Source organism: Cupriavidus taiwanensis (genome assembly GCF_900250115.1).
Classification (GTDB): Bacteria; Pseudomonadota; Gammaproteobacteria; order Burkholderiales; family Burkholderiaceae; genus Cupriavidus; species Cupriavidus taiwanensis_B.
On sequence record NZ_LT984804.1, the window covers coordinates 1,154,971 to 1,173,204 of the forward strand.

Here is an 18,234-nt window from a genome sequence, read left to right on the forward strand (position 1 = left end):
CGGCCCGGCTGCGTCTCAGTTCAGGCGTGTGATCCGGTTCGCCGCGCTCGGGCCGACCGGCGATCTTGCCTTGAAGTAGTCTTCGAAGACATCGATGTCGACCGGCCCGGCCTGCTGGTTCGTGCCCTGCTTCAGCACCGTGAAGTTGTCACCGCCCGAAGCCATGAAGTTGTTCACCGTGACGCGGTAAGTCTTGGCCGGCTCGCGACACGGTTGCCCTGGCCCGCGGCAGCGCCTGCCGGCTTGCTGGCGTCCCAGGTATAGGTGAAGCCGCTGGAAACCTGGAGCACACGCCCGCCCGCAGGTTGCGGCGCCTCCCATTGCTGCTCCAGCAGGCGCAGGATCTGCGCGCCGGTCAGGTCCATCGTCACCATGCTGTTGCCGAAGGGCATCACGGCATAGAGCTGCCCGAACGTGGCCTGGCCACCGGTGGCGGCGTCGTACACCAGGTTCTGGCGCAGTCCGCCTGGATTGGTGAAGGCGATCACGGCCGGCCCGAACGACGCATCGGAAGTGCCGGCCAGGTAGGCGTCGGCCACCAGGTCGCCTAGTGCCGACTCGCCCGCGGCAGTCTGGGTGCGATCGATGGTGGCGGTAATGGCGCCGACGGCTGCGTTCTTGATCGGCGCGGTCAGTTCCACGTAGCGCCTGACCATCGCATCGACGGCGCCGTCTTTGGCAGGCGCGGTGTAGCCGGCAGGCAGCGCGATCGGGTTGCCGTTGTTGTCCTTGATCACCAGATCATTGACCGCGACACGGTTGTTAGCCACCTTGGACGAGACCTTGCGCGTCGACGGATCGATCGTGATATCGATTTCCGAGGCCAGCCGGCCGTAAAAGCCCGTCTGCGTCAGCAGCTTGCCGTCCGGCCGGGTGCAGACATAGTCCTGGTGGGTATGGCCGCTGACCACGATATCCACGGCGGGATCCAGCTTGTCGACGATCGAGACGACAGCACCGTTCAGTCCCGGGCAGCTCTTGTCGTTCACCGTGCCCGCCGTGGTCGACCCGCCTTCATGGAGCAACACCACGATGGCATTGACGTTCTGCTGCCGCAGTTCAGGAATCAGCTTGTTGACCGTGTCGGCCTCGGCCTCGAAGGACAGTCCCGCCGTGCCCGCAGGTGTCACCACCGACGGCGTATCCTTCAGCGTCATGCCGATAAAGGCCACCTTGGCCCAGTCGAAGGTCTTTATCCGGTAGGCCGGCAGCAGCGGCTTGCCCGTCGCCTGGTCGATGACATTGGCAGCCAGGTACTGGAACTTCGCCCCGGCGTATGCGTCGTTGGTCATGCACGTATCCACGCCGACAATGCCGCGGCGGCCGTCGGCAGACCGGGGAAAGCAGCCGCCGTGCTGTAGCCGCAGCAGCTCATCGCGGCCCTTGTCGAACTCGTGATTGCCCACCGACGAAATCTCCAGGCCCATCTGGCCCAGCACATCGATCGCCGGCTCCTCATGGAAGGCCCCGGAAACCAGCGGCGAAGCGCCGACCATGTCCCCCGCCGCCACCACTACGTTGTTCGGGTTCTTCGCTTTCAGGTTCTGGATCAGCGAGGCCAGATACGCGGCACCGCCCGCCGAAACGCGGGTGCCAGCCGGGTTGGCCGGATCCTGTACCACTGGGAAGCGGCTGCAGGCAGCCACTCTATGGGCCCATCGTGACTGCTTCATGACGCGGGGATGTCATGCCATGGCGCTAAGCTGAAACGCCATCAATGCCATGCACCTAAGCCAATGCATCGCTACCTGATCGCCTGCACGCTCGCTGCTTGCGCGGGCATGGCCCACGCCCGCGCCACCGAACTGCCGCCAGCCGTGACGCTGGCAAGCCGGCATGCCATGGCGGCTTGCCAGGAATTCATGCATGGCGATGCCGACGAATACCGTGCCTGCATCGACGCCGTCGCCCGCGAGATTCCGCGCGGGCGGAAGGATACGACGGCGCGGTTGCTCGGGCATTACTACTATGCGTGGGTCGGGGCCAATAGTTCGGCGCGCTTGTCGTTGCCTGGAGCCGAGGCGGCGGCGCGGGTCTATCTGCGGGAATTTCGTGCTTTGCAGCGCCAGCTTGGGGTGGATGACAAGGTGTTGTGCAAGGCGGTGGCGGGGGATTGTGGGCAGCGGGTGGGGGTGATTGAGAAGATGGAGAGGGAGAAGGGGCGGTGATAAAAGGGGGGAATCGCTCGGCGCGAAAGTTGAACGCCGCTAGTCGCTGTAGGCCCGGAGCAAGTCACGTATCTCTTCTTTGGTCAACTGGCCAGAGGCGAGCGCAGCCGAAAAATCATCCTTCCCCAGCGGAAAGCGCGCGAGCAGCGAGTGAAGGCTCTCTTTGTCCAAGGGCGTAGCAGTCAGCGGATCCAGCCAGAATTTCTCCGTTGCTTCCCGAGTGTCCAGCTTTGTGCCCTCTACATTGATGTAGAGCTTGTATCGGGCAAAACCCTCGGGGAAAGCGCGATCAAGATACAGAGATGTGCCCCGGGGCAGGATGGCGGCAGGGCTGTCTGAGCTGCCTCCAGTGAGCAGCAATGGATACTGCAGCTTGTGTACCCTGGGGACTTGTTCGTGTTGGTGGATCATTCCAAACGAAACATCCTGCGTGTTTCAGAGCTTCGGATCGGATTGGTTAATGTCCCATTGCCAGATGGTAGTGCCATAGTCTGAGGCCACTTCGGGCATGGTGTCACCTCGCTTGAAATATCGCCGCGACAGGCTCTTGGGCGGCGTTATCCAATAGCCGCTCTTGGGGCAAGGTTGCCCTCCTTCGCAGCGTAGGCGATATTCCCCAATTGGGGACTTTTGATCCATTGAGCCGTTTTCAACAAAATGCCACGTTGTATTAGTGGCTTTCGTTACGGGATCTCCTTCGAGTTCCCAATCTGGCTCAAGCGTGCCTCCATCCTCATCATCGAGATGCCACATATCAAGCCCAATAATTTGGTATGCAGGCTGCATCGATAGGCCTTCAACACAGAATGCCAAGCTGAAATTACTGGCACCTTCGATCCATTGAGACGGAACCCAAACGCCGGTGCGAGGACACGTCTGCCCGGGGAATACTGCAAAATCGTCATTGATTGTGTGTCTCGGGTAAGTCTCTAATGAATTGAGTATGCCATGTTTTTCAATAAACTTTATTGATTGAGCCATGTCACCGACATGGCTATCGTCTCGGTCAAGAAAAGGAGAATCAGTTTCCGCTGCGTCGCGTCTGAGCCATTCCAAACCTCCTGGTCGAAGGTTATTAAGTGTGACATGCCCGGTCCCACAAGCAGCACTAAGCTTTTCGTGTGATGTTTTCCACTGCTTGGATTGTTCCTCGTTCATCCAACCGAGTGGCTGTTCGATAAGACCGCGATAGTCTGTGGTGGGTGAATTCAAAAAATCGACCATAGGCATATAGTCGCCTCCGTCTTGGATGAATTTGACTCCGCGGCGAATATTGTCGGCATGCTGCAGATAGCGCGACACCCAATAGTCCAGCCGAGCTTGGCGATGGAGCCCATGATCGGTGATGAATCCGTTATACAGGTTGGCAAATTCTTCGCATAGCGTTGCACACAATTCGTAAAAACCGAAAGATGTAGTCTGATAAAGAAACCATGCGTCCTGGTCCAGGTTGCGGGTGATGTTGTAGGGGCGAAGGTTGGTTTTGCTCATTTCTTGCTGTCCGGTAATGCGAGCATGATGCCTTTTGCTTCGGAGTGCTTCCAGTCAGAGAACCCCCAACCAGTTTCAAAAGGGCCGCGCACATGCTTATCATTGACCTTTCCACGTAGGACAGCCGGCGCCGTACGTCCGGTTACGTCCTGCCAGTCAATGCGGCTATCTATCTGATCGGGCTTACGGCCGGGAAACGCCTTGCCAGTGCTGGGATCGATGCGTGGCCGAGTTGGTGCGAGCGTATCGGCAGGTGGGAAGAATACAAGCTGTTCGGCACCGCCAGGGAGGTGATAAGGAGTTCCATCAAGCTCCTGCGAGGCGGCAGGGCCTTTCCATACTGGGAGCCCTTCCCCAGCCGAGATCTCGTATACAACATACTGACCATTCTGGTTCCAATCCGGCTTGACCGCCAGTTGCTCGCGCCAATCCGAACCATTTTTCAGGCTATGAAAAGTTCTTTCGTCGACCCAAAAAATTCTACCGGCTGCACTGGTAGGGTCTACGATGCGGTAGAGCTTTGCAGGACCTTGAATAACCTCTATGGATATCTTCTTGTGTTCAAAAGTTTGGATTAGCTCCAAATCGAGCATCGGCGGGCTGCTCAGTCCTTTTGCAGCTCGATCCGCGATTTTTTCTCCAGTTTTTTCTGGGTTGATTGGGCTTGCAAGATATTCGGTGCAGGGTGGGGGAGTTTTGGTGCCCTGCTTACCCAAGAGGGCGGCCGTCTGTTAATTAGTCCCGCTGCTCCCTCTCGGCTAATCGGTGCGATCCCAGCCCTTGTTATGCGTTTGCGTATAGGCGATCCACGCATGGTCGTCTAGCCGTTTCGCTGTAATCTTCAAAATCGTCCGAATCGGCCCGGTAAACCGCTCGAGCCCATTTGCCATCTTTTGCTTGTTCTTGCCAAGGAAATCGAGGAAATCGTTCAACTTCTCCCGCGTTGATCCCGGAACAATATACTTCAGGCGTCCGAGAAACTTCTCGGTCTTGTCCGCCGCGGTCAGGAACTGCGCATTCAATTTGGCACCGTTGACCAAGCCGGCTAGCTCAGTTATCTTCTTCGAACAGAAGCGGTAGATGTCAGCCACGCCTTCCTTGGTGGCCCATTTCACGACCCTGGAACTGCTGAGAAACTCGGTGATCTTGGGCAGGGCGGCATCCAGTGCCTGGTTGGTGGCGCGGCCGAGCTTGGTTGCGTCGAAAATTTCATCGACCCGCCGCAAGTACTTGCGAATGTAGACAAAGGCGATCTTGATGACGCCCTTGATAACCGAGCCGACCTCCGGGAAGAAGCCGATAATCGTCAGCGCGATGAAGAACAGGATCAGCTTGTTGCCGGGGTCCTTCCGATACGCACGAATATTCGCACACAGGACGCGGATGTCGCAGATCGTATCGACGATCGGAATCAGGGAGATGACCATGTCGGCCGCAATCTGGCCGGCGGAACGGTCTTCATTGAAGTCGCCCTGAATCGCTTCCCATAGCCAAAGGCCGACCCCTTTGTCTTCGGGCTTGGCTTGGCCGTGGACAAGGCCCCATGCCTCTTCTGTCTGTTGTTGGGTGCTCATGCGGTCGTATTCGTCTGATCCTGGTTTAGCCGTGCTCCCTCTTCACGGATGAGCGGTTCAGTGGCCACCAGCAGGTCATCCAGAGAGGGCCGGGGCACGTCCTTTGCGGCGGGGTTGTTCTTGTATGTGAGCGTGGCCCTGACCCCACGGCACGGCTTCTTCCCGCTGCTCGGCAACGCCATTCAGCTTGCCCGTACGCTTGGTGCCGTCGGCAAACGTGAGTTCGTATTCGACGTTGCGCATAGGGTGACCTTCATAGCCCAGCAGGCTCATCTCGATCCAGTTGGGCTGGCTTGCTGCAATTGGCAGCGCCGGCAACGCTGCGGCGCTCCCCCCAGCCCCCACCAACGGATGCCCCGCCCCCTTCACCGACAACAACCCTGGCGTCTCGAAAGTAATCGCATTCCCGTCCAGCACGATCCGCGACGAGCCGCCGTGCAGCACCACCTTCTTCTGCGCCAGCACCTCGATGCCGTCGGTCGATGACGTCACCGTCACGGCCTTGTCCGCCATGACAGCCAGCGCATCGGTATGCGCCTGGATGGAAACCGGTCCGCCGGCCGCAATCGCGCGAATGCCATGGTGCTGGCTGAACAGGCTCACGCCCTTGGCCGCCGCCGCGGCGACGGTGTTGCCGGCGCCGACATGCCAGTCAGCCTGCGCCAGGCCCAGCAGATGCCGTCCGGCAAAGATGCTGGTAGTGGCCTGCGTGGCCAGTGCGATCGAACTGGGCGATTCCGCGACGAGCCACGGTTGCCCGAAGCGCTCGGCGGCGGTGCCCGTATCCGGGCGCTTGGCGTCCTGCTCGTTGACGCGGTCCGGATAGCTGCCGTCCTGCTGCGGGTCGATGGCCTGGGTCAGCGGTTCGAAGGCGGCGGTGGCGCCCAGCGGCAGCGCCTGCTGCGAGGTGGCGGCATCCGAGAGGCGCCGGGCGGTACGTTCGGCGGCGGTGATTTGCCCGCGGGCTTCGCGGATGTCGAGCATGGTGCCGGCGGCCCTGGCCTGGACGGTGGTCGACAGCAGCAGGCCGTTGCCGGCGCGCACGATGGCCCAGGCGTCGGTGCGCAGTTCGGCGCCGGTGCCGCGCCAGGCGCCGCGTTCACCGCTGGCGGGGGCTTGGGCAATCACGTAGCCAAGATTGAGCTGGGTGTCGGCGGCCGAGCTGGCCAGGCGCATGCGCAGCTGGCCGGTGTTGTCGTCGACCACCCACTGGTTGTAGCCGCCGTCGGCGAAGTTGTGCGAATGCCAGCCGGACAGCGCAGTGTTCAGCGGCGCCTCGCTGGCGGGCCAGGGCAGGGCGTCCTGCTCGTTGTGCAGCTGCGCCACCACCATCGGGCGGTCGATGTTGCCATCGAGGTAGGTCAGCATGACCTCGGTGCCGGCGCGGGGCAGGTGATGCGCGCCCCAGTTGGGGCCGGCCGCGGCGGTGGCCACGCGCACCCAGGCGGTGACCTGGGTCAGGTCGTCCTGGGCCGGGTCGGCGGCGGTGTCGGCACGGGGGTCAGCCATCGGTGCGCGCAGCCAGGGCAGGCGCACGCGTACGCGATGGTCGCGCTCGGTGGTCAGCGGGGAGAGGATTTTTCAAAGCCATCCCCCTCGGTGCCCCTATTTGGACGAGAAGACCCACCGAGTAGAGCGGCCTCGATGCATCGGAAATTTTTCACCGGCTTGCACGACGATGCTAGCGGAGAGGTCATCTTCTGGAAGCCAACGTCCCGCTTTGGGGGCAGGTTGCCCCGTTTCAAACCAAATCATGGGGCTATCCGTTCCACTTGGCGGGGCAGGATTATTTTTGGCTCCAGTTGGTTTCTGGAAGACATACTCCTCTTCCTCCGCGGGGATGGAGCCATCCTCGTAACGCGTATCCTTCCATAGGAGACGCCACGTCACAGGTTCGGAGTAACTTTCATCCTCATCCTCATACCTTGCCGCTGGTGCCGGCGAGCCGGCGTGCAAGTAATTCATGCATCCGATGATCGGAAATGGCCCTTTGGGCTCTTCTTTTTTCTTGAATAGCGAGAACTTGCCTGATTTCGTAACCTCGACAGGTTCCCAAATGCCGAAGCAAGGAATGGTGTGCCCAGTTGAGACGAGCGCCGCGACCTTGGGGTCGGGTACATCGGACAAAAAGCTGGGGAAATGCATACTCGCAAGTTGATCTTGCAGCCAGTTGCCAAAGCTAAGCGGGGCGGCGTCATCAAGCCACTCGCTTTCAAGTATGTCGGAACATTCTCCCCAAGCCTGAGAGAGATCATTAAAGGCATCGAGAAATTTCATTGCTCCAGGAGTACTGGCTTCTTCGACTGCTGGATGTTCTCTCCACTCTATACGAACCAGGTAATTTCCCCAATATGAGCGAGGCCGATCTGCCATTGAAAACAGGCCGTTTACGTCATATTTGAAAACTCGCTTGTCACCGCGTTTAAGTCGAAGTATTGCATCCTCGAAATGTGCGAGTCCTTTCAGCACATCGATATAGTGAGATTCGCTGATTTGAGAAGAGTGTTCTTTATTTAGTTTGCTTGCCAGTTTCCTGCAGTTTTCGATAGCGAGCGTCCAGATCTCGTAGTATCCAAGAATGCGTTTCCATGCTGTGTACGAACTGATTCGCTTGAGCCAATGAAAGAGTTTTCGCCGTTCATCGTCGTTGGGGAGATGGAGATTGTTAATTTGGCTTGGTTTCATGGTTTTACCAATACTTGTTGGTTTTCTTTCGTCGCTCTTTCGCGCGCACCAAGCCGTAGAGTTTGAATAGTGCCATTTCCAAACGGCGACTTGTATCCCCAGATACCGTTTGCATCAGTCCATCCCGTGGGAGCGATGCGAAAAGTCAGACCACTGACCTCATCTGTCCACGTCATCGCTTTTCCGGACGCAAGAACTTTCTTTCCAAATGTTTCAAGCGCGTCGGAAACTCTCTTATCAAGGAAGAAGAACGCCTGAGTTGCCCCTCCGGGAAGGTATTGCCCTGGTAGCATCTTGCCACGTTGCTCTGCGACAGTCCCGACTACCGCCTTGGGTCCGGTTTTCCCATTCACGCTTCCAGTGACGAAGAAGCCATCGCGGTTGAATTCATCCAATACGGCTGCTCCTTCGCGCCATTCCTTTGCGGACTTCGGCGGTGCGCCAAGGCCCCACCAAGCGCCACCAGGGAACGTTTCATTTATTTTCTTACCGTGAGTTGTTCCTTCAGGTCCAAAGAATCGAAATATTCTCTCGCCCTGCTTCAGTTCACGATTGACCAACCTTCCGCTATAAGCGCGAATGGCGGGATAAAATTTTCCGTCCGATGACGCTCGGGCGGTAAGGTCAGGATATCCAGGAGCCGGTCGATACTTGCTCTTCCAAGTTTCCGGAGCTCGAACGAGAGCTTCATTCTGCTTCCAGCCACCCCTGGCAGTGCGCACAGGCAATGCGCCGTCTTCAATCAACCTCGCCTCATCGGCCCGAGTAACGACCCGCTGCCCTGTGGCCACCTGATGCATCGTCTTCCGACTTGTCGACTCGCCGCCAGACCGAATGTAGGCTTGGACCTCCCTCAGATATTGATCCAATTCCTTGATCGCCTTGGGGATCATTTCATTCCCCTTAGCTTTGAGTTGTAGCAATCCACTACGCAGGCCATCGATCCGCCGCAGCAAGGCGGATGGAATCGCAGCACCAGTCTTGCTCTTGATTTGCCCGAGTACCGTATACAGATTGTTCATCAATGCCGCGAATCGCTCCATGATCGCTGCCTGATGATCTGCAAAACGCAGCTTCAGTAGCCACCGTTCAGCATTCTTGACACCTATGCGATTCAGGAAGGCGATGATTTCATTGGCACCTTCAAGCAGCTTCGCGGCCCGCGCAGCGCCCTTCAGCGCAGCGGCTTCCTTGCAAACTTTGATCAGAATGCGGCCCACGCCCTTGACGACGCCACCGAATACAGGAATCAAGGCAACGACAAGCACAACGAGCAGCACCCACTCCCAGACGCTTTCCCGCTTTTCCGGTTTGTCGACCAAACCGATAACGACGGCGATAATATCGCGAACGGCGGTCACGTCGCCAACAAGTGGGATCATGCCGATTACGGCGTCTACGATGATCTGCGAGAAATTTGCCTTCTCATTGAAGGCGCCCTGGACCGTACCCCACGTCCAACTGCCGACGTCGGCGCAGATGGCACGGAAGCGACTCCAGGTCAGGCCACCCGGTGGCGTTGTGTTTGCAACTGAAGGCATGTTCTCTTGCTTCTGGCAATAGGCTAGGCGGACTTTGCTTCCGCATCCGTGGAAGTGGACAGGTATTTGTCCACCAGGCTGGCTAACTTCGTTTCCGTCGGATTAGGGTCGTGCCCCGGCGTCGGTGTCTTGTCTTTGCGTTCAAACGCGCCCGGCATCGGGCCGAAGCTGACTTGCACGGGCCCAGGAGGAATGCCTTCAATGACGGCGCGACCCTGCGCATCGAGCGTTCCCTGACGTTGAGAACCATCAGCGAACTTCGCAAAGTACTGGGCGCCCGCAAGGCCTTCGTCGTCGTGATAGCGGTGATCAAGCATTAGCGTCGAGGGCGACATCGCTCCCACCGGCAGCGCCGCTAACTCCGCCGGACTCCCCCCAGCCCCCACCAACGGATGCCCAGCCCCCTTCACCGACAACAACCCCGGCGTCTCAAACGTAATCGCATTCCCGTCCAGCACGATCCGCGACGAGCCGCCGTGCAGCACCACCTTCTTCTGCGCCAGCACCTCGATGCCGTCGGTCGATGACGTCACCGTCACGGCCTTGTCCGCCATGACAGCCAGCGCATCGGTATGCGCCTGGATGGAAACCGGTCCGCCGGCCGCAATCGCGCGAATGCCATGGTGCTGGCTGAACAGGCTCACGCCCTTGGCTGCCGCCGCGGCGACGGTGTTGCCGGCGCCGACATGCCAGTCAGCCTGTGCCAGGCCCAGCAGGTGCCGTCCGGCAAAGATGCTGGTGGTGGCCTGCGTGGCCAGTGCGATCGAACTGGGCGATTCCGCGAGGAGCCACGGTTGCCCGAAGCGCTCGGCGGCGGTGCCCGTATCCGGGCGCTTGGCGTCCTGCTCGTTGACCCGGTCCGGATAACTGCCGTCCTGTTGCGGGTCGATGGCCTTGGTCAGCGGTTCGAAGGCGGCGACGGCGCCCAGCGGCAGCGCCTGCTGCGAGGTGGCGGCATCGGACAGGCGCTGGGCGGTACGCTCTGCGGCAGTGATCTGCCCGCGCGCCTCGCGGATGTCGAGCATGGTGCCGCCGGCCCTCGCCTGGACGGTGGTCGACAGCAGCAGGCCGTTGCCGGCGCGCACGATGGCCCAGGCGTCGGTGCGCAGTTCAGCGCCGGTGCCGCGCCAGGCGCCGCGTTCACCGCTCGCTGGCGGCTGCGCGATTACGTAGCCAAGGTTGAGCTGGGTATCGGCGGCGGAACTGGCCAGGCGCATGCGCAACTGGCCGGTGTTGTCGTCGACCACCCACTGGTTGTAGCCGCCGTCGGCGAGGTTGTGCGAATGCCAGCCGGACAGCGCCGTGTTCAGCGGCGCCTCGCTGGCGGGCCAGGGCAGGGCGTCCTGTTCGTTGTGCAGCTGCGCCACCACCATCGGACGGTCGATGTCGCCATCGAGGTAGGTCAGCATGACCTCGGTGCCGGCGCGGGGCAGGTGATGCGCGCCCCAGTTGGGGCCGGCCGCGGCGGTGGCCACGCGCACCCAGGCGGTGACCTGGGTCAGGTCGTCCTGGGCCGGGTCGGCGGCGGTGTCGGCACGGGGGTCAGCCATCGGTGCGCGCAGCCAGGGCAGGCGCACGCGTACGCGATGGTCGCGCTCGGTGGTCAGCGGGGCGCCGCCTTCGGCGATGACGACGGCAGGCTGGCCTTCCGGAGCGGTGGGCTTGGGCGAGTACACCGGCACGGTCGGCGCATCGGCGCGCACGGCTTCGAAGCGGTTGCGGTAGCTGCCGGCTTCGATGTCGGACAGGCCCAGCAGCAATGCTACTTCGGCACCCAGATTGTTGGCGGCCTCATGGCGCACGGCCAGGGTGACGAACTCGTTCGCGGCGGTATCGAAGTGCCCGGTGAGGGTGAAGCGTTCGCCGGCACCCAGGGCGCGCACGCTGCCTTCGCCCGCATAGCGCAGGTAGCGGCTTTCATGCGCTTGCGCCTGCAACTGCGCGGCGCGCCGGGCCGCGTCGGCGTCAGGAAAGCGATAGGTGCCGCGGGTCTCGAAAGATTCCAGCGTCGGCCATTCGCCCAGGCTCTCGCTGCTGCCATCGCCCGCTGTCGCGGCCAGGAACTTATAGTCCCACGAGGCAACCGTGACGGCATTGGTGCCGGTGGCTGCCTGCAGCGACCAGTGGTCGATGGCGTCTTCGCGCTCGGTCGCGGCGCTGCGGTGGAAGCGGATGCTGGCCTGCGCGCAGGCGGGGCGTTCGGCCTGGGTGTCGAAGATCACCAGGCAATGGCGGGACTGGGGCTTGTCGTCCTGGGCCGACGTTTCGGCGTCGTCCTGCTGATGCTCGAAGCGGTAGGACAGGCCTTCCTCGGCCAGCAGGCGCGTGACAAAGGCCAGGTCCGTCTCGCGATACTGGCAGCAGATGGAGCGCTTGCGCATCGGCTGGCCAACTGCCATGCGGAATTGAGCGAGCGGGTAATCCGCCAGGACGTCTTCGATGATCTCCAGTGCAGTCTTGTCCTGGTAGACGTAGCAATCCGTGCGTGCGCACAGGTGATCGAACCAGGTGCCCACCGTCAGGCGGTAGCGGGCCAGGCCGCCGTCGCCGCCGATGGCCGCGCAGGTCTGCACATAGCCGTGCCAGGCGCGGCGCGTGCCGTCGGCAAGCATCAGGCGCAGCGTGATTTCCTCGGTGGCCAGGCGCGCGGTGTCCAGGTGTGCGGACGGGCTAAGGCAATCAATCTGCAGCTGGAAGGGCGTGCAGACCCCCTCCTGCGCGACGAAGCGCTCCACGACCAGGTCGTCTGCGGTAAGCGCCGTCTCCAGGGTGATCTGGCGCGTGCGCTGGCCGAGAAGGCCGGACAGCGCGGCCATCGCGGAGGAGGGGTAAGAGGACAAGGGCTTCATCGGAGCATCGTCGCGCTAGAGGGGACGGTAGGCGGTCAAGCAGGCGGCAAGACCGTCATCGATGGCATCAACGCGGCATCAGGGCAGCGAGATGGTCAGGTGCGAATAGCGCGGGCCCAGCTTGATCACCTGCGAGTAGCCCTGCAGCGTGTCGCTGGTCTGCGAGCGCAGCGTAGTCGACAGTCCAAGGAAGGCCAGCAGGGCGATCAACGCAAAGACCGCGCCGAAGATCCACAGCGGGGTTTCGCGCTTTAGCGCGTGAGAGATCTTGTCCGGGATCGGCCATTGCGGGGCGAAGGCGGCACGCTTGCCCTTGATTGCCGAGATCTCGTCGCCCAGGCGCGCGGTCAGGTAGGCCAGCTTCTCCGGCCCCTCCAGGATGTACTTGCCGCGGAACCCCAGCAGCAGGCACATATGGAACACTTCCAGCGCCTGCAGGCGCGGGGCGCCCTGCGCGCGCAGTTCTTCCAGCTTGGTGAAGAAGCCTTCGCCGGCCAGTTGCTCGCCGAACAGCACCAGTTGCAGCGGACGCCGCTCCCACGTGCTGCGGATGCTGAAGTTCGACGCGAGGATGGTTTCGTCGATGGCGGCACAGAACGCGTACTTGGCATCGAAGATGTCTTCCGCCGAGACGTTGAGCCGCTTGGCGCCACGCTCGAAGTCATCGAGGAACTCGCGCACCTTCTGCAGGAACTCTTCGGCGCTGCCCGGTTGCTGGCCGTTGCGCAGCAGGAACAGCATGAAAAAACCATCGTAGAGCAGATCGAGCAGGGTGCGGGCGTGCATGGCGCCATCGGCGGAGCCGCCGGCGGCCGGGGATGGCTGGCCGACCGGGGAGGCACCAAACAGCGAGGGTGTGGAGGTAGCGCTCATGATGTCACCGCGATGAGTTCAAGTTTGAGTTCCCGGATGCCGGCCGGGGTGTAGATGGTGATGGTCTGGGCCTGCAGCATGCGGTCGTAGAGCGCGCCGCGCGACTCGATCGCGAAATAGCACGCACCCGGACGCACCGGGATGGCAGGCGGCACCTGCGGCGTGTAGCTCAGCGGCACACCCGGCATCGACGACAGCACCAGCTTGTCCACGTCATCCGGGGCGCCGACCTTGAAGCGGCTTGGAATGGCCTCGACCAGCTCGGCCACGGGCATATCCGCGCTGACCGACAGGTAGAAGCTGGTCTTGTCGTCGATCTTGCCGGAATCCAGCCGCCCCAGATGGAAAGAGGGGCGGGTCTCGTCCAGCGCGATCGAAAAGTAGCGCGTGGAGATGACGGTATCGAGCAAGTCGCGGATGATGCTGTCCAGCCGGGCAAAGACGGGGCCCGGGCTGTCGTGGTCATAGACGGGAAGATCGGCCAGCGTGTGGCTCTTGGAAAAGGTCATCAGAGCGCCGGCCAGGCGCAGCATTTCCTGGAACAGGCGCTCGGGATGCAGTTCGGGATGGTGGAACAGGTGCGCCAGCGCGGCGAAGGACGCATTGGCTGTGTGCAGCAGCCAGAACGACGCGATATCGCCCGAGCGGAACTCGATGATGTTCTTGGTGGGTTCGCGATGGAAACCGTACAGCGCGTTGACCTTGGCCTGAAGAGCGTCGATCAGCCGCCGCAGGCGCAGGTACAGCACCGCCGACGCGTTGATCGACAAGCTCGGGGAGACAAAGGTCTCGTCCAGTTCAAAGCCGCCGGTGGCGGTACGCCGGATGCGCACGACCGGCAGGGAGATGAACTGGTCGCGCGGCTCGGTCTCAGCCACCAGCCGCACGGCTTTCTTCAGGTAGGTGATGGCGGCCGGCTCCGCTTCGGTGAACAGGTCCGACGTATCGGTCTGCAGGCCGATATAACGGGATGACAGCGAGCCTTCCACGTCGTCGCGGTAGTTGCCGCCGGCATCGTGCAGCGGTTGCAGGGCGAGGTAGAAGGTCAGTTCCGAAGTGCCCGCGGGCATGGCGTCCAGCACCACTGGCGGTGGCAGTTCATCGGCCTGGGGCGCGGAATAGAGTTCGCCGTCGGGGAAGAACAGCGACAGCTCGGTCACGCGCAGCACCCCGCTGGCGAGTGCATCCGTGTCGAAACCGGCATTGCGCACGCCCCAGCCATAGGGTTGGATCACCTGCGCGGTGGCGTGCAGGCGCGACTCATGGTACGCGTCCTGCCGCTGGAAATGCTGGGGCCGCAGAAACAGGCCTTCGCCCCACAGAATCTTGGCGGAATAACTCACGTTTGCCTTGGTTGTCGTTGTTGGTGCCCGGTGCCGCGTCAGGTACGGCAGCCCGCGGCAGATACAAGGTTGAGGTTGCTGCTGGCCGCGGCGCCCGCCGGCGTGATGGCATCGCCGACGGTCAGCGTCATGGCGCAGGCGTGCAGGCCGATGGTCACCCCGGACTTCTCGCTCTTGGCGGTGTCGAAGGCGAACTTCCAGCGCTGCGGGGCAGGGCTGCGGAACAGTGCCACCACGCCGAACGTGCCTGCCTCGCGCGTAACCTTTTCCACGATTTCATAGCGCTGGCCAGGAATTAGAGTCATCTCTCTAACTTGTACCAGGTCGGCGCCCAGTGTCTTCTGCTCTCGTTGCGGGTCGATGAAGGCATCGAATGGCGCCTGCAGGAAGCTGGTCGGGTCTTTCAGCTTGTAGAGCCGCACCACGATGGCCGCGGGCCGGTTATCGGCCGCCGCATTGAGGTTGGTGCCCGCGTACAGCTTGAGCGGGACTTCGCGCGGCGGCTTCTGCGATTCCGGCAGGTTGGAGGGCTTGAGTCCCACCGCCTCCAGCGCGCCGCTGGCCGCGCCCGCCAGCAGCGTGCTGCCGACCGCGCACCCTGTCAGCATCGCGGTACAGGCAACCGCCGCCAGGCCTGCGGCCAGCCTGCCTGGAACAGCCGCGGCGGCACTACACGGGCGTTGCTGTGCTGGCTCGCTACCCGGTTGCCGGCCGAATTCAATTTGGCGCATGACAGGATTTAGAAGCATCTAATTCAGCAGTTTGGGACCAATCCGACAAAATGGTAGAGAACTACCAAAAAGTACTAATGCTGACAATATCTTCCGATCGGTTGTCAGCCGTAAGCGGCAGAGTGTACTATTCCGGCCAATTCTGGTTCAACACAGTTCTGGCATTCTTGGCATTTGGCATTTTTCCTAGCGCGAATCTCGCCAAGGCCACGCCCGAATCGCCCCGCCGCAATCTCGAACTTTCACAGAGACTCGCCGTGAACGACTACAAGCCCAAGTCAGGAATCCAACGCACCCTGGTGATGCTGGCCAGCTCCGCCGTGCTGCTAGCCGGCTGCGCAACCTTCAATCCGGGGCCGCAGAGCGATGAGTCGTTCATGCAAAGCATGTCCGAGGCCGAGGCGGCACTGACCAGCGGCCAGCGCGACCAGGCCCTCAGCCTGTTCGAGCAGATCGCCAAGAACAATCCGACGCGCGAAGAGCCGTGGTCGCGCATGGCGCAGATCCAGTTCGGCGCCGAGCACTACCCGCAAGCAATCGTCGCGGCCGAAGAGGCGCTGCAGCGCGACGCCACCGACCGCAAGGCCAAGAGCGTGCTGGCGGTAAGCGGCCTGCGCGTGGCGCGCCGCTCGCTGCAGGAACTGCGCGCCGACAGCGCCCTGGCTGGCGACGTCCGCTCCGACGCCCAGTTGCTGGCCCAGATGCTGCGCGACACGCTGGGCGAGCAGGTGCTGTTCCCGCGCGACAAGAATGCCGCGCCCGTGGCCAAGCCGGCCCCGCGCCGCCGTGCCGCGCCTGCCAAGCCGACGGCCGCCGCGGCGCAACCGGCCCAGCCCGCAGCGTCGGGCGGCGGCAGCGCAGACCCGTTCGGCGCCCTGCGCTGATATTCAGACCGGATTCCGCCAGATCGGAGAGTAGTGATGGCCAAGAAAGAAAGTGTCCAGAAGCGCCTGCAGAAGGTGCGTCCCCCGCGCGTGCAACTGACGTACGACGTCGAGAAGGGCGATGCCATCGAGCAGAAGGAACTGCCCTTTGTCGTGGGCGTGGTGGCTGACCTGTCGGGGCAGTCCGAAGTGGTCCAGCCCAAGCTGCGCGACCGCAAGTTCGTCAACATCGACCGCGACAACTTCGACGACGTGATGGCCGGCATCGAGCCGCGCGCGGCGTTCCAGGTGCCGAACACGCTTTCCGAGGAAGGCGGCAAGTTTGGCGTGGAGCTGAAGTTCCATTCCCTCGAAGACTTCAATCCCGAAGCCGTGGTCGAGCAGATCGAGCCGCTGCGCAAGCTGCTCGAGGCGCGCTCCAAGCTGGCCGACCTGCGCAACAAGCTGGCAGGCAACGACAAGCTGGAAGACCTGCTGTCGGAAGTCCTGACCAACACCGAGTCGCTGCAGAAGCTCGGTGCCAATGCCAGGAACGGGGGCGACGATGCTTGATAACCAGTCCGCTGGAGTGGCCCAGCCCGGTGCGGCTGTCGGCACGTTGAACCTGCTCGACGAGATCGTCGAGCAGAGCAAGGTGGCGAAGTCGGATTCCGAGCATGCGCGTGCCAAGGACATCATCGGCGAGCTGGTCAGCCAGGTGCTGGACGGCACCGTGGTGGTGTCCGACAACCTGTCGGCGACGCTGGATGCGCGCGTGGCCGAGCTGGACCGGCTGATCTCGGCGCAGCTCAGCGCCGTGATGCATGCGCCCGAGTTCCAGAAGCTGGAAAGTACGTGGCGCGGCCTGTCGTACCTGGTCAAGGAAACGCAGACCGGGACGATGATCAAGATCAAGGCGTTGAACGCGACCAAGCGCGACCTGGTGCGTGACTTCAAGACCGCGATCGACTTCGACCAGAGCGCGCTGTTCAAGAAGGTCTACGAGGAAGAGTTCGGTACCTTCGGCGGCGCACCGTTCGGCGCGCTGATCGGCGACTACGAGATCACGCGCCAGCCCGAGGACGTCTATTTCATCGAGCAGATGTCGCACGTGGCTTCCGCCTCGCACGCACCGTTCATTGCGTCGGCGTCGCCGGAGCTGCTTGGCCTGGAGACCTTCGCTGACCTTGGCAAGCCGCGCGATCTGGCCAAGGTGTTCGATACCGTCGAATATGCCAAGTGGAAGTCGTTCCGCGAATCCGAGGATTCGCGCTACGTCGGCCTGACCATGCCGCGCTTCCTGGGGCGCCTGCCGTACAACCCGAAGGATGGCACCACGGTGGAGGGCTTCAACTTCGTCGAGGATGTGGACGGCACCGACCATGGCAAATACCTCTGGTGCAACGCCGCCTGGGCCTTCGGCGCGCGCCTGACCGCGGCCTTCGAAGACTTTGGCTGGTGCGCAGCCATCCGCGGCGTCGAAGGCGGTGGCCTGGTCGAAGACCTGCCGACGCATACCTTCAAGACCGACGACGGCGAGATCGCGCTCAAGTGCCCGACCGAGATCGCCATCACCGATCGCCGCGAGAAGGAACTGAGCGACCTCGGCTTCATCCCGCTGGTGCACTGCAAGAATTCGGACTATGCCGCGTTCTTCGCCGCCCAGTCGGTGCAGAAGCCCAAGAAGTACAACACCGACAGCGCCAACGCCAATGCCGTGCTGTCGGCTCAGTTGCAGTACATCTTCTCCGTGTCGCGCGTGGCGCATTACCTTAAGGCCATGATGCGCGACAAGATCGGTAGCTTTGCTTCAGCGCAGAACGTGGAGAGCTTCCTGAACCGCTGGATCTCCCAATACGTTCTGCTGGACGATAACGCCAGCCAGGAGCAGAAGGCACAGTTCCCCTTGCGGGAGGCCTCGATCCAGGTGTCGGAGGTACCCGGCAAGCCGGGTACCTACCGCTCCGTCGCCTTCCTGCGCCCGCACTTCCAGCTTGACGAACTTTCGATCTCGCTGCGGCTGGTTGCGGATTTGCCGAAAGCGGCAAACTCCTGACCGTGATCCCTGCGGGGGAATGCGGGCGCAGTACCTAGCAATGCCAGGAAACTGGCAAGA

16 protein-coding genes and 1 pseudogene are annotated in these 18,234 nt (G+C 62.0%); 4 read left to right on the plus strand and 13 right to left on the minus strand.

Annotation, left to right across the window (positions count from 1 at the left end; translation table 11 throughout):
• Positions 1 to 15: 15 nt before the first annotated feature.
• Positions 16 to 177: a hypothetical protein gene (locus CBM2586_RS32170; protein WP_240988061.1), complete on the minus strand. Its 162-nt coding sequence runs from the start codon at positions 175 to 177 to the stop codon at positions 16 to 18.
• Entirely contained in the window at positions 174 to 1,622 is a 1,449-nt protein-coding gene (locus CBM2586_RS22075) for a bifunctional metallophosphatase/5'-nucleotidase (protein WP_346777689.1), read from the minus strand. Before CBM2586_RS22075 ends, CBM2586_RS32170 begins: the two co-directional genes overlap by 4 nt.
• 114 nt (positions 1,623 to 1,736) lie before the next feature.
• On the opposite strand from CBM2586_RS22075, the gene CBM2586_RS22080 reads away from it, so the two are divergent.
• Positions 1,737 to 2,168 (plus strand): hypothetical protein, encoded by a 432-nt coding sequence (locus CBM2586_RS22080; protein ID WP_240987994.1) that lies wholly within the window; start codon positions 1,737 to 1,739, stop codon positions 2,166 to 2,168.
• 39 nt (positions 2,169 to 2,207) lie between these two features.
• On the opposite strand, the gene CBM2586_RS22085 is transcribed toward CBM2586_RS22080, so the two are convergent.
• From CBM2586_RS22085 to tssJ, 11 genes and pseudogenes are all read right to left on the minus strand, one after another.
• Positions 2,208 to 2,579, minus strand: a complete 372-nt coding sequence (locus CBM2586_RS22085; protein WP_115689792.1) for a hypothetical protein — start codon at positions 2,577 to 2,579, stop codon at positions 2,208 to 2,210.
• Between the two features lie 24 nt (positions 2,580 to 2,603).
• A complete protein-coding gene (locus CBM2586_RS22090; RefSeq protein ID WP_115689794.1) occupies positions 2,604 to 3,659 on the minus strand; it encodes a hypothetical protein in 1,056 nt (351 codons plus the stop codon).
• The gene (locus CBM2586_RS22095; protein ID WP_145987431.1) at positions 3,656 to 4,375 is read right to left on the minus strand and encodes a hypothetical protein; all 720 of its coding nucleotides are present in this window, start codon (positions 4,373 to 4,375) and stop codon (positions 3,656 to 3,658) included. Before CBM2586_RS22095 ends, CBM2586_RS22090 begins: the two co-directional genes overlap by 4 nt.
• A 42-nt stretch (positions 4,376 to 4,417) precedes the next feature.
• Positions 4,418 to 5,233, minus strand: coding sequence for a hypothetical protein (locus tag CBM2586_RS22100; protein WP_115689795.1), 816 nt, complete (start codon positions 5,231 to 5,233; stop codon positions 4,418 to 4,420).
• Between the two features lie 75 nt (positions 5,234 to 5,308).
• A pseudogene (locus CBM2586_RS22105) lies at positions 5,309 to 6,805 on the minus strand (DUF2345 domain-containing protein); the annotation flags it as partial.
• Positions 6,806 to 6,838: 33 nt separating this feature from the next.
• Positions 6,839 to 7,918: an Imm71 family immunity protein gene (locus CBM2586_RS22110; RefSeq protein WP_115689797.1), complete on the minus strand. Its 1,080-nt coding sequence runs from the start codon at positions 7,916 to 7,918 to the stop codon at positions 6,839 to 6,841.
• The gene (locus tag CBM2586_RS22115; RefSeq protein WP_115689799.1) at positions 7,915 to 9,459 is read right to left on the minus strand and encodes a hypothetical protein; all 1,545 of its coding nucleotides are present in this window, start codon (positions 9,457 to 9,459) and stop codon (positions 7,915 to 7,917) included. The genes CBM2586_RS22110 and CBM2586_RS22115 overlap by 4 nt, the downstream gene beginning before the upstream one ends.
• Before the next feature lie 23 nt (positions 9,460 to 9,482).
• Entirely contained in the window at positions 9,483 to 12,308 is a 2,826-nt protein-coding gene (locus tag CBM2586_RS22120; RefSeq protein ID WP_115689801.1) for a type VI secretion system Vgr family protein, read from the minus strand.
• 78 nt (positions 12,309 to 12,386) lie between these two features.
• Positions 12,387 to 13,181: a type IVB secretion system protein IcmH/DotU gene (gene icmH / locus CBM2586_RS22125; RefSeq protein WP_115664812.1), complete on the minus strand. Its 795-nt coding sequence runs from the start codon at positions 13,179 to 13,181 to the stop codon at positions 12,387 to 12,389.
• Complete coding sequence (gene tssK, locus CBM2586_RS22130; protein ID WP_115664810.1) at positions 13,178 to 14,524, minus strand: type VI secretion system baseplate subunit TssK; 1,347 nt, start codon at positions 14,522 to 14,524, stop codon at positions 13,178 to 13,180. The genes icmH and tssK overlap by 4 nt, the downstream gene beginning before the upstream one ends.
• Positions 14,525 to 14,562: 38 nt before the next feature.
• A complete protein-coding gene (tssJ, locus tag CBM2586_RS22135; RefSeq protein ID WP_115666444.1) occupies positions 14,563 to 15,168 on the minus strand; it encodes a type VI secretion system lipoprotein TssJ in 606 nt (201 codons plus the stop codon).
• A gap of 389 nt (positions 15,169 to 15,557) precedes the next feature.
• On the opposite strand from tssJ, the gene CBM2586_RS22140 reads away from it, so the two are divergent.
• The 3 genes from CBM2586_RS22140 to tssC are packed head-to-tail and all read left to right on the plus strand — an operon-like array spanning position 15,558 to position 18,174.
• Entirely contained in the window at positions 15,558 to 16,139 is a 582-nt protein-coding gene (locus CBM2586_RS22140; protein ID WP_115689803.1) for a tetratricopeptide repeat protein, read from the plus strand.
• Between the two features lie 36 nt (positions 16,140 to 16,175).
• Positions 16,176 to 16,691: a type VI secretion system contractile sheath small subunit gene (tssB, locus tag CBM2586_RS22145; protein WP_115689805.1), complete on the plus strand. Its 516-nt coding sequence runs from the start codon at positions 16,176 to 16,178 to the stop codon at positions 16,689 to 16,691.
• Entirely contained in the window at positions 16,684 to 18,174 is a 1,491-nt protein-coding gene (gene tssC, locus CBM2586_RS22150) for a type VI secretion system contractile sheath large subunit (RefSeq protein ID WP_115689807.1), read from the plus strand. The genes tssB and tssC overlap by 8 nt, the downstream gene beginning before the upstream one ends.
• The last annotated feature ends 60 nt before the right edge of the window (positions 18,175 to 18,234 follow it).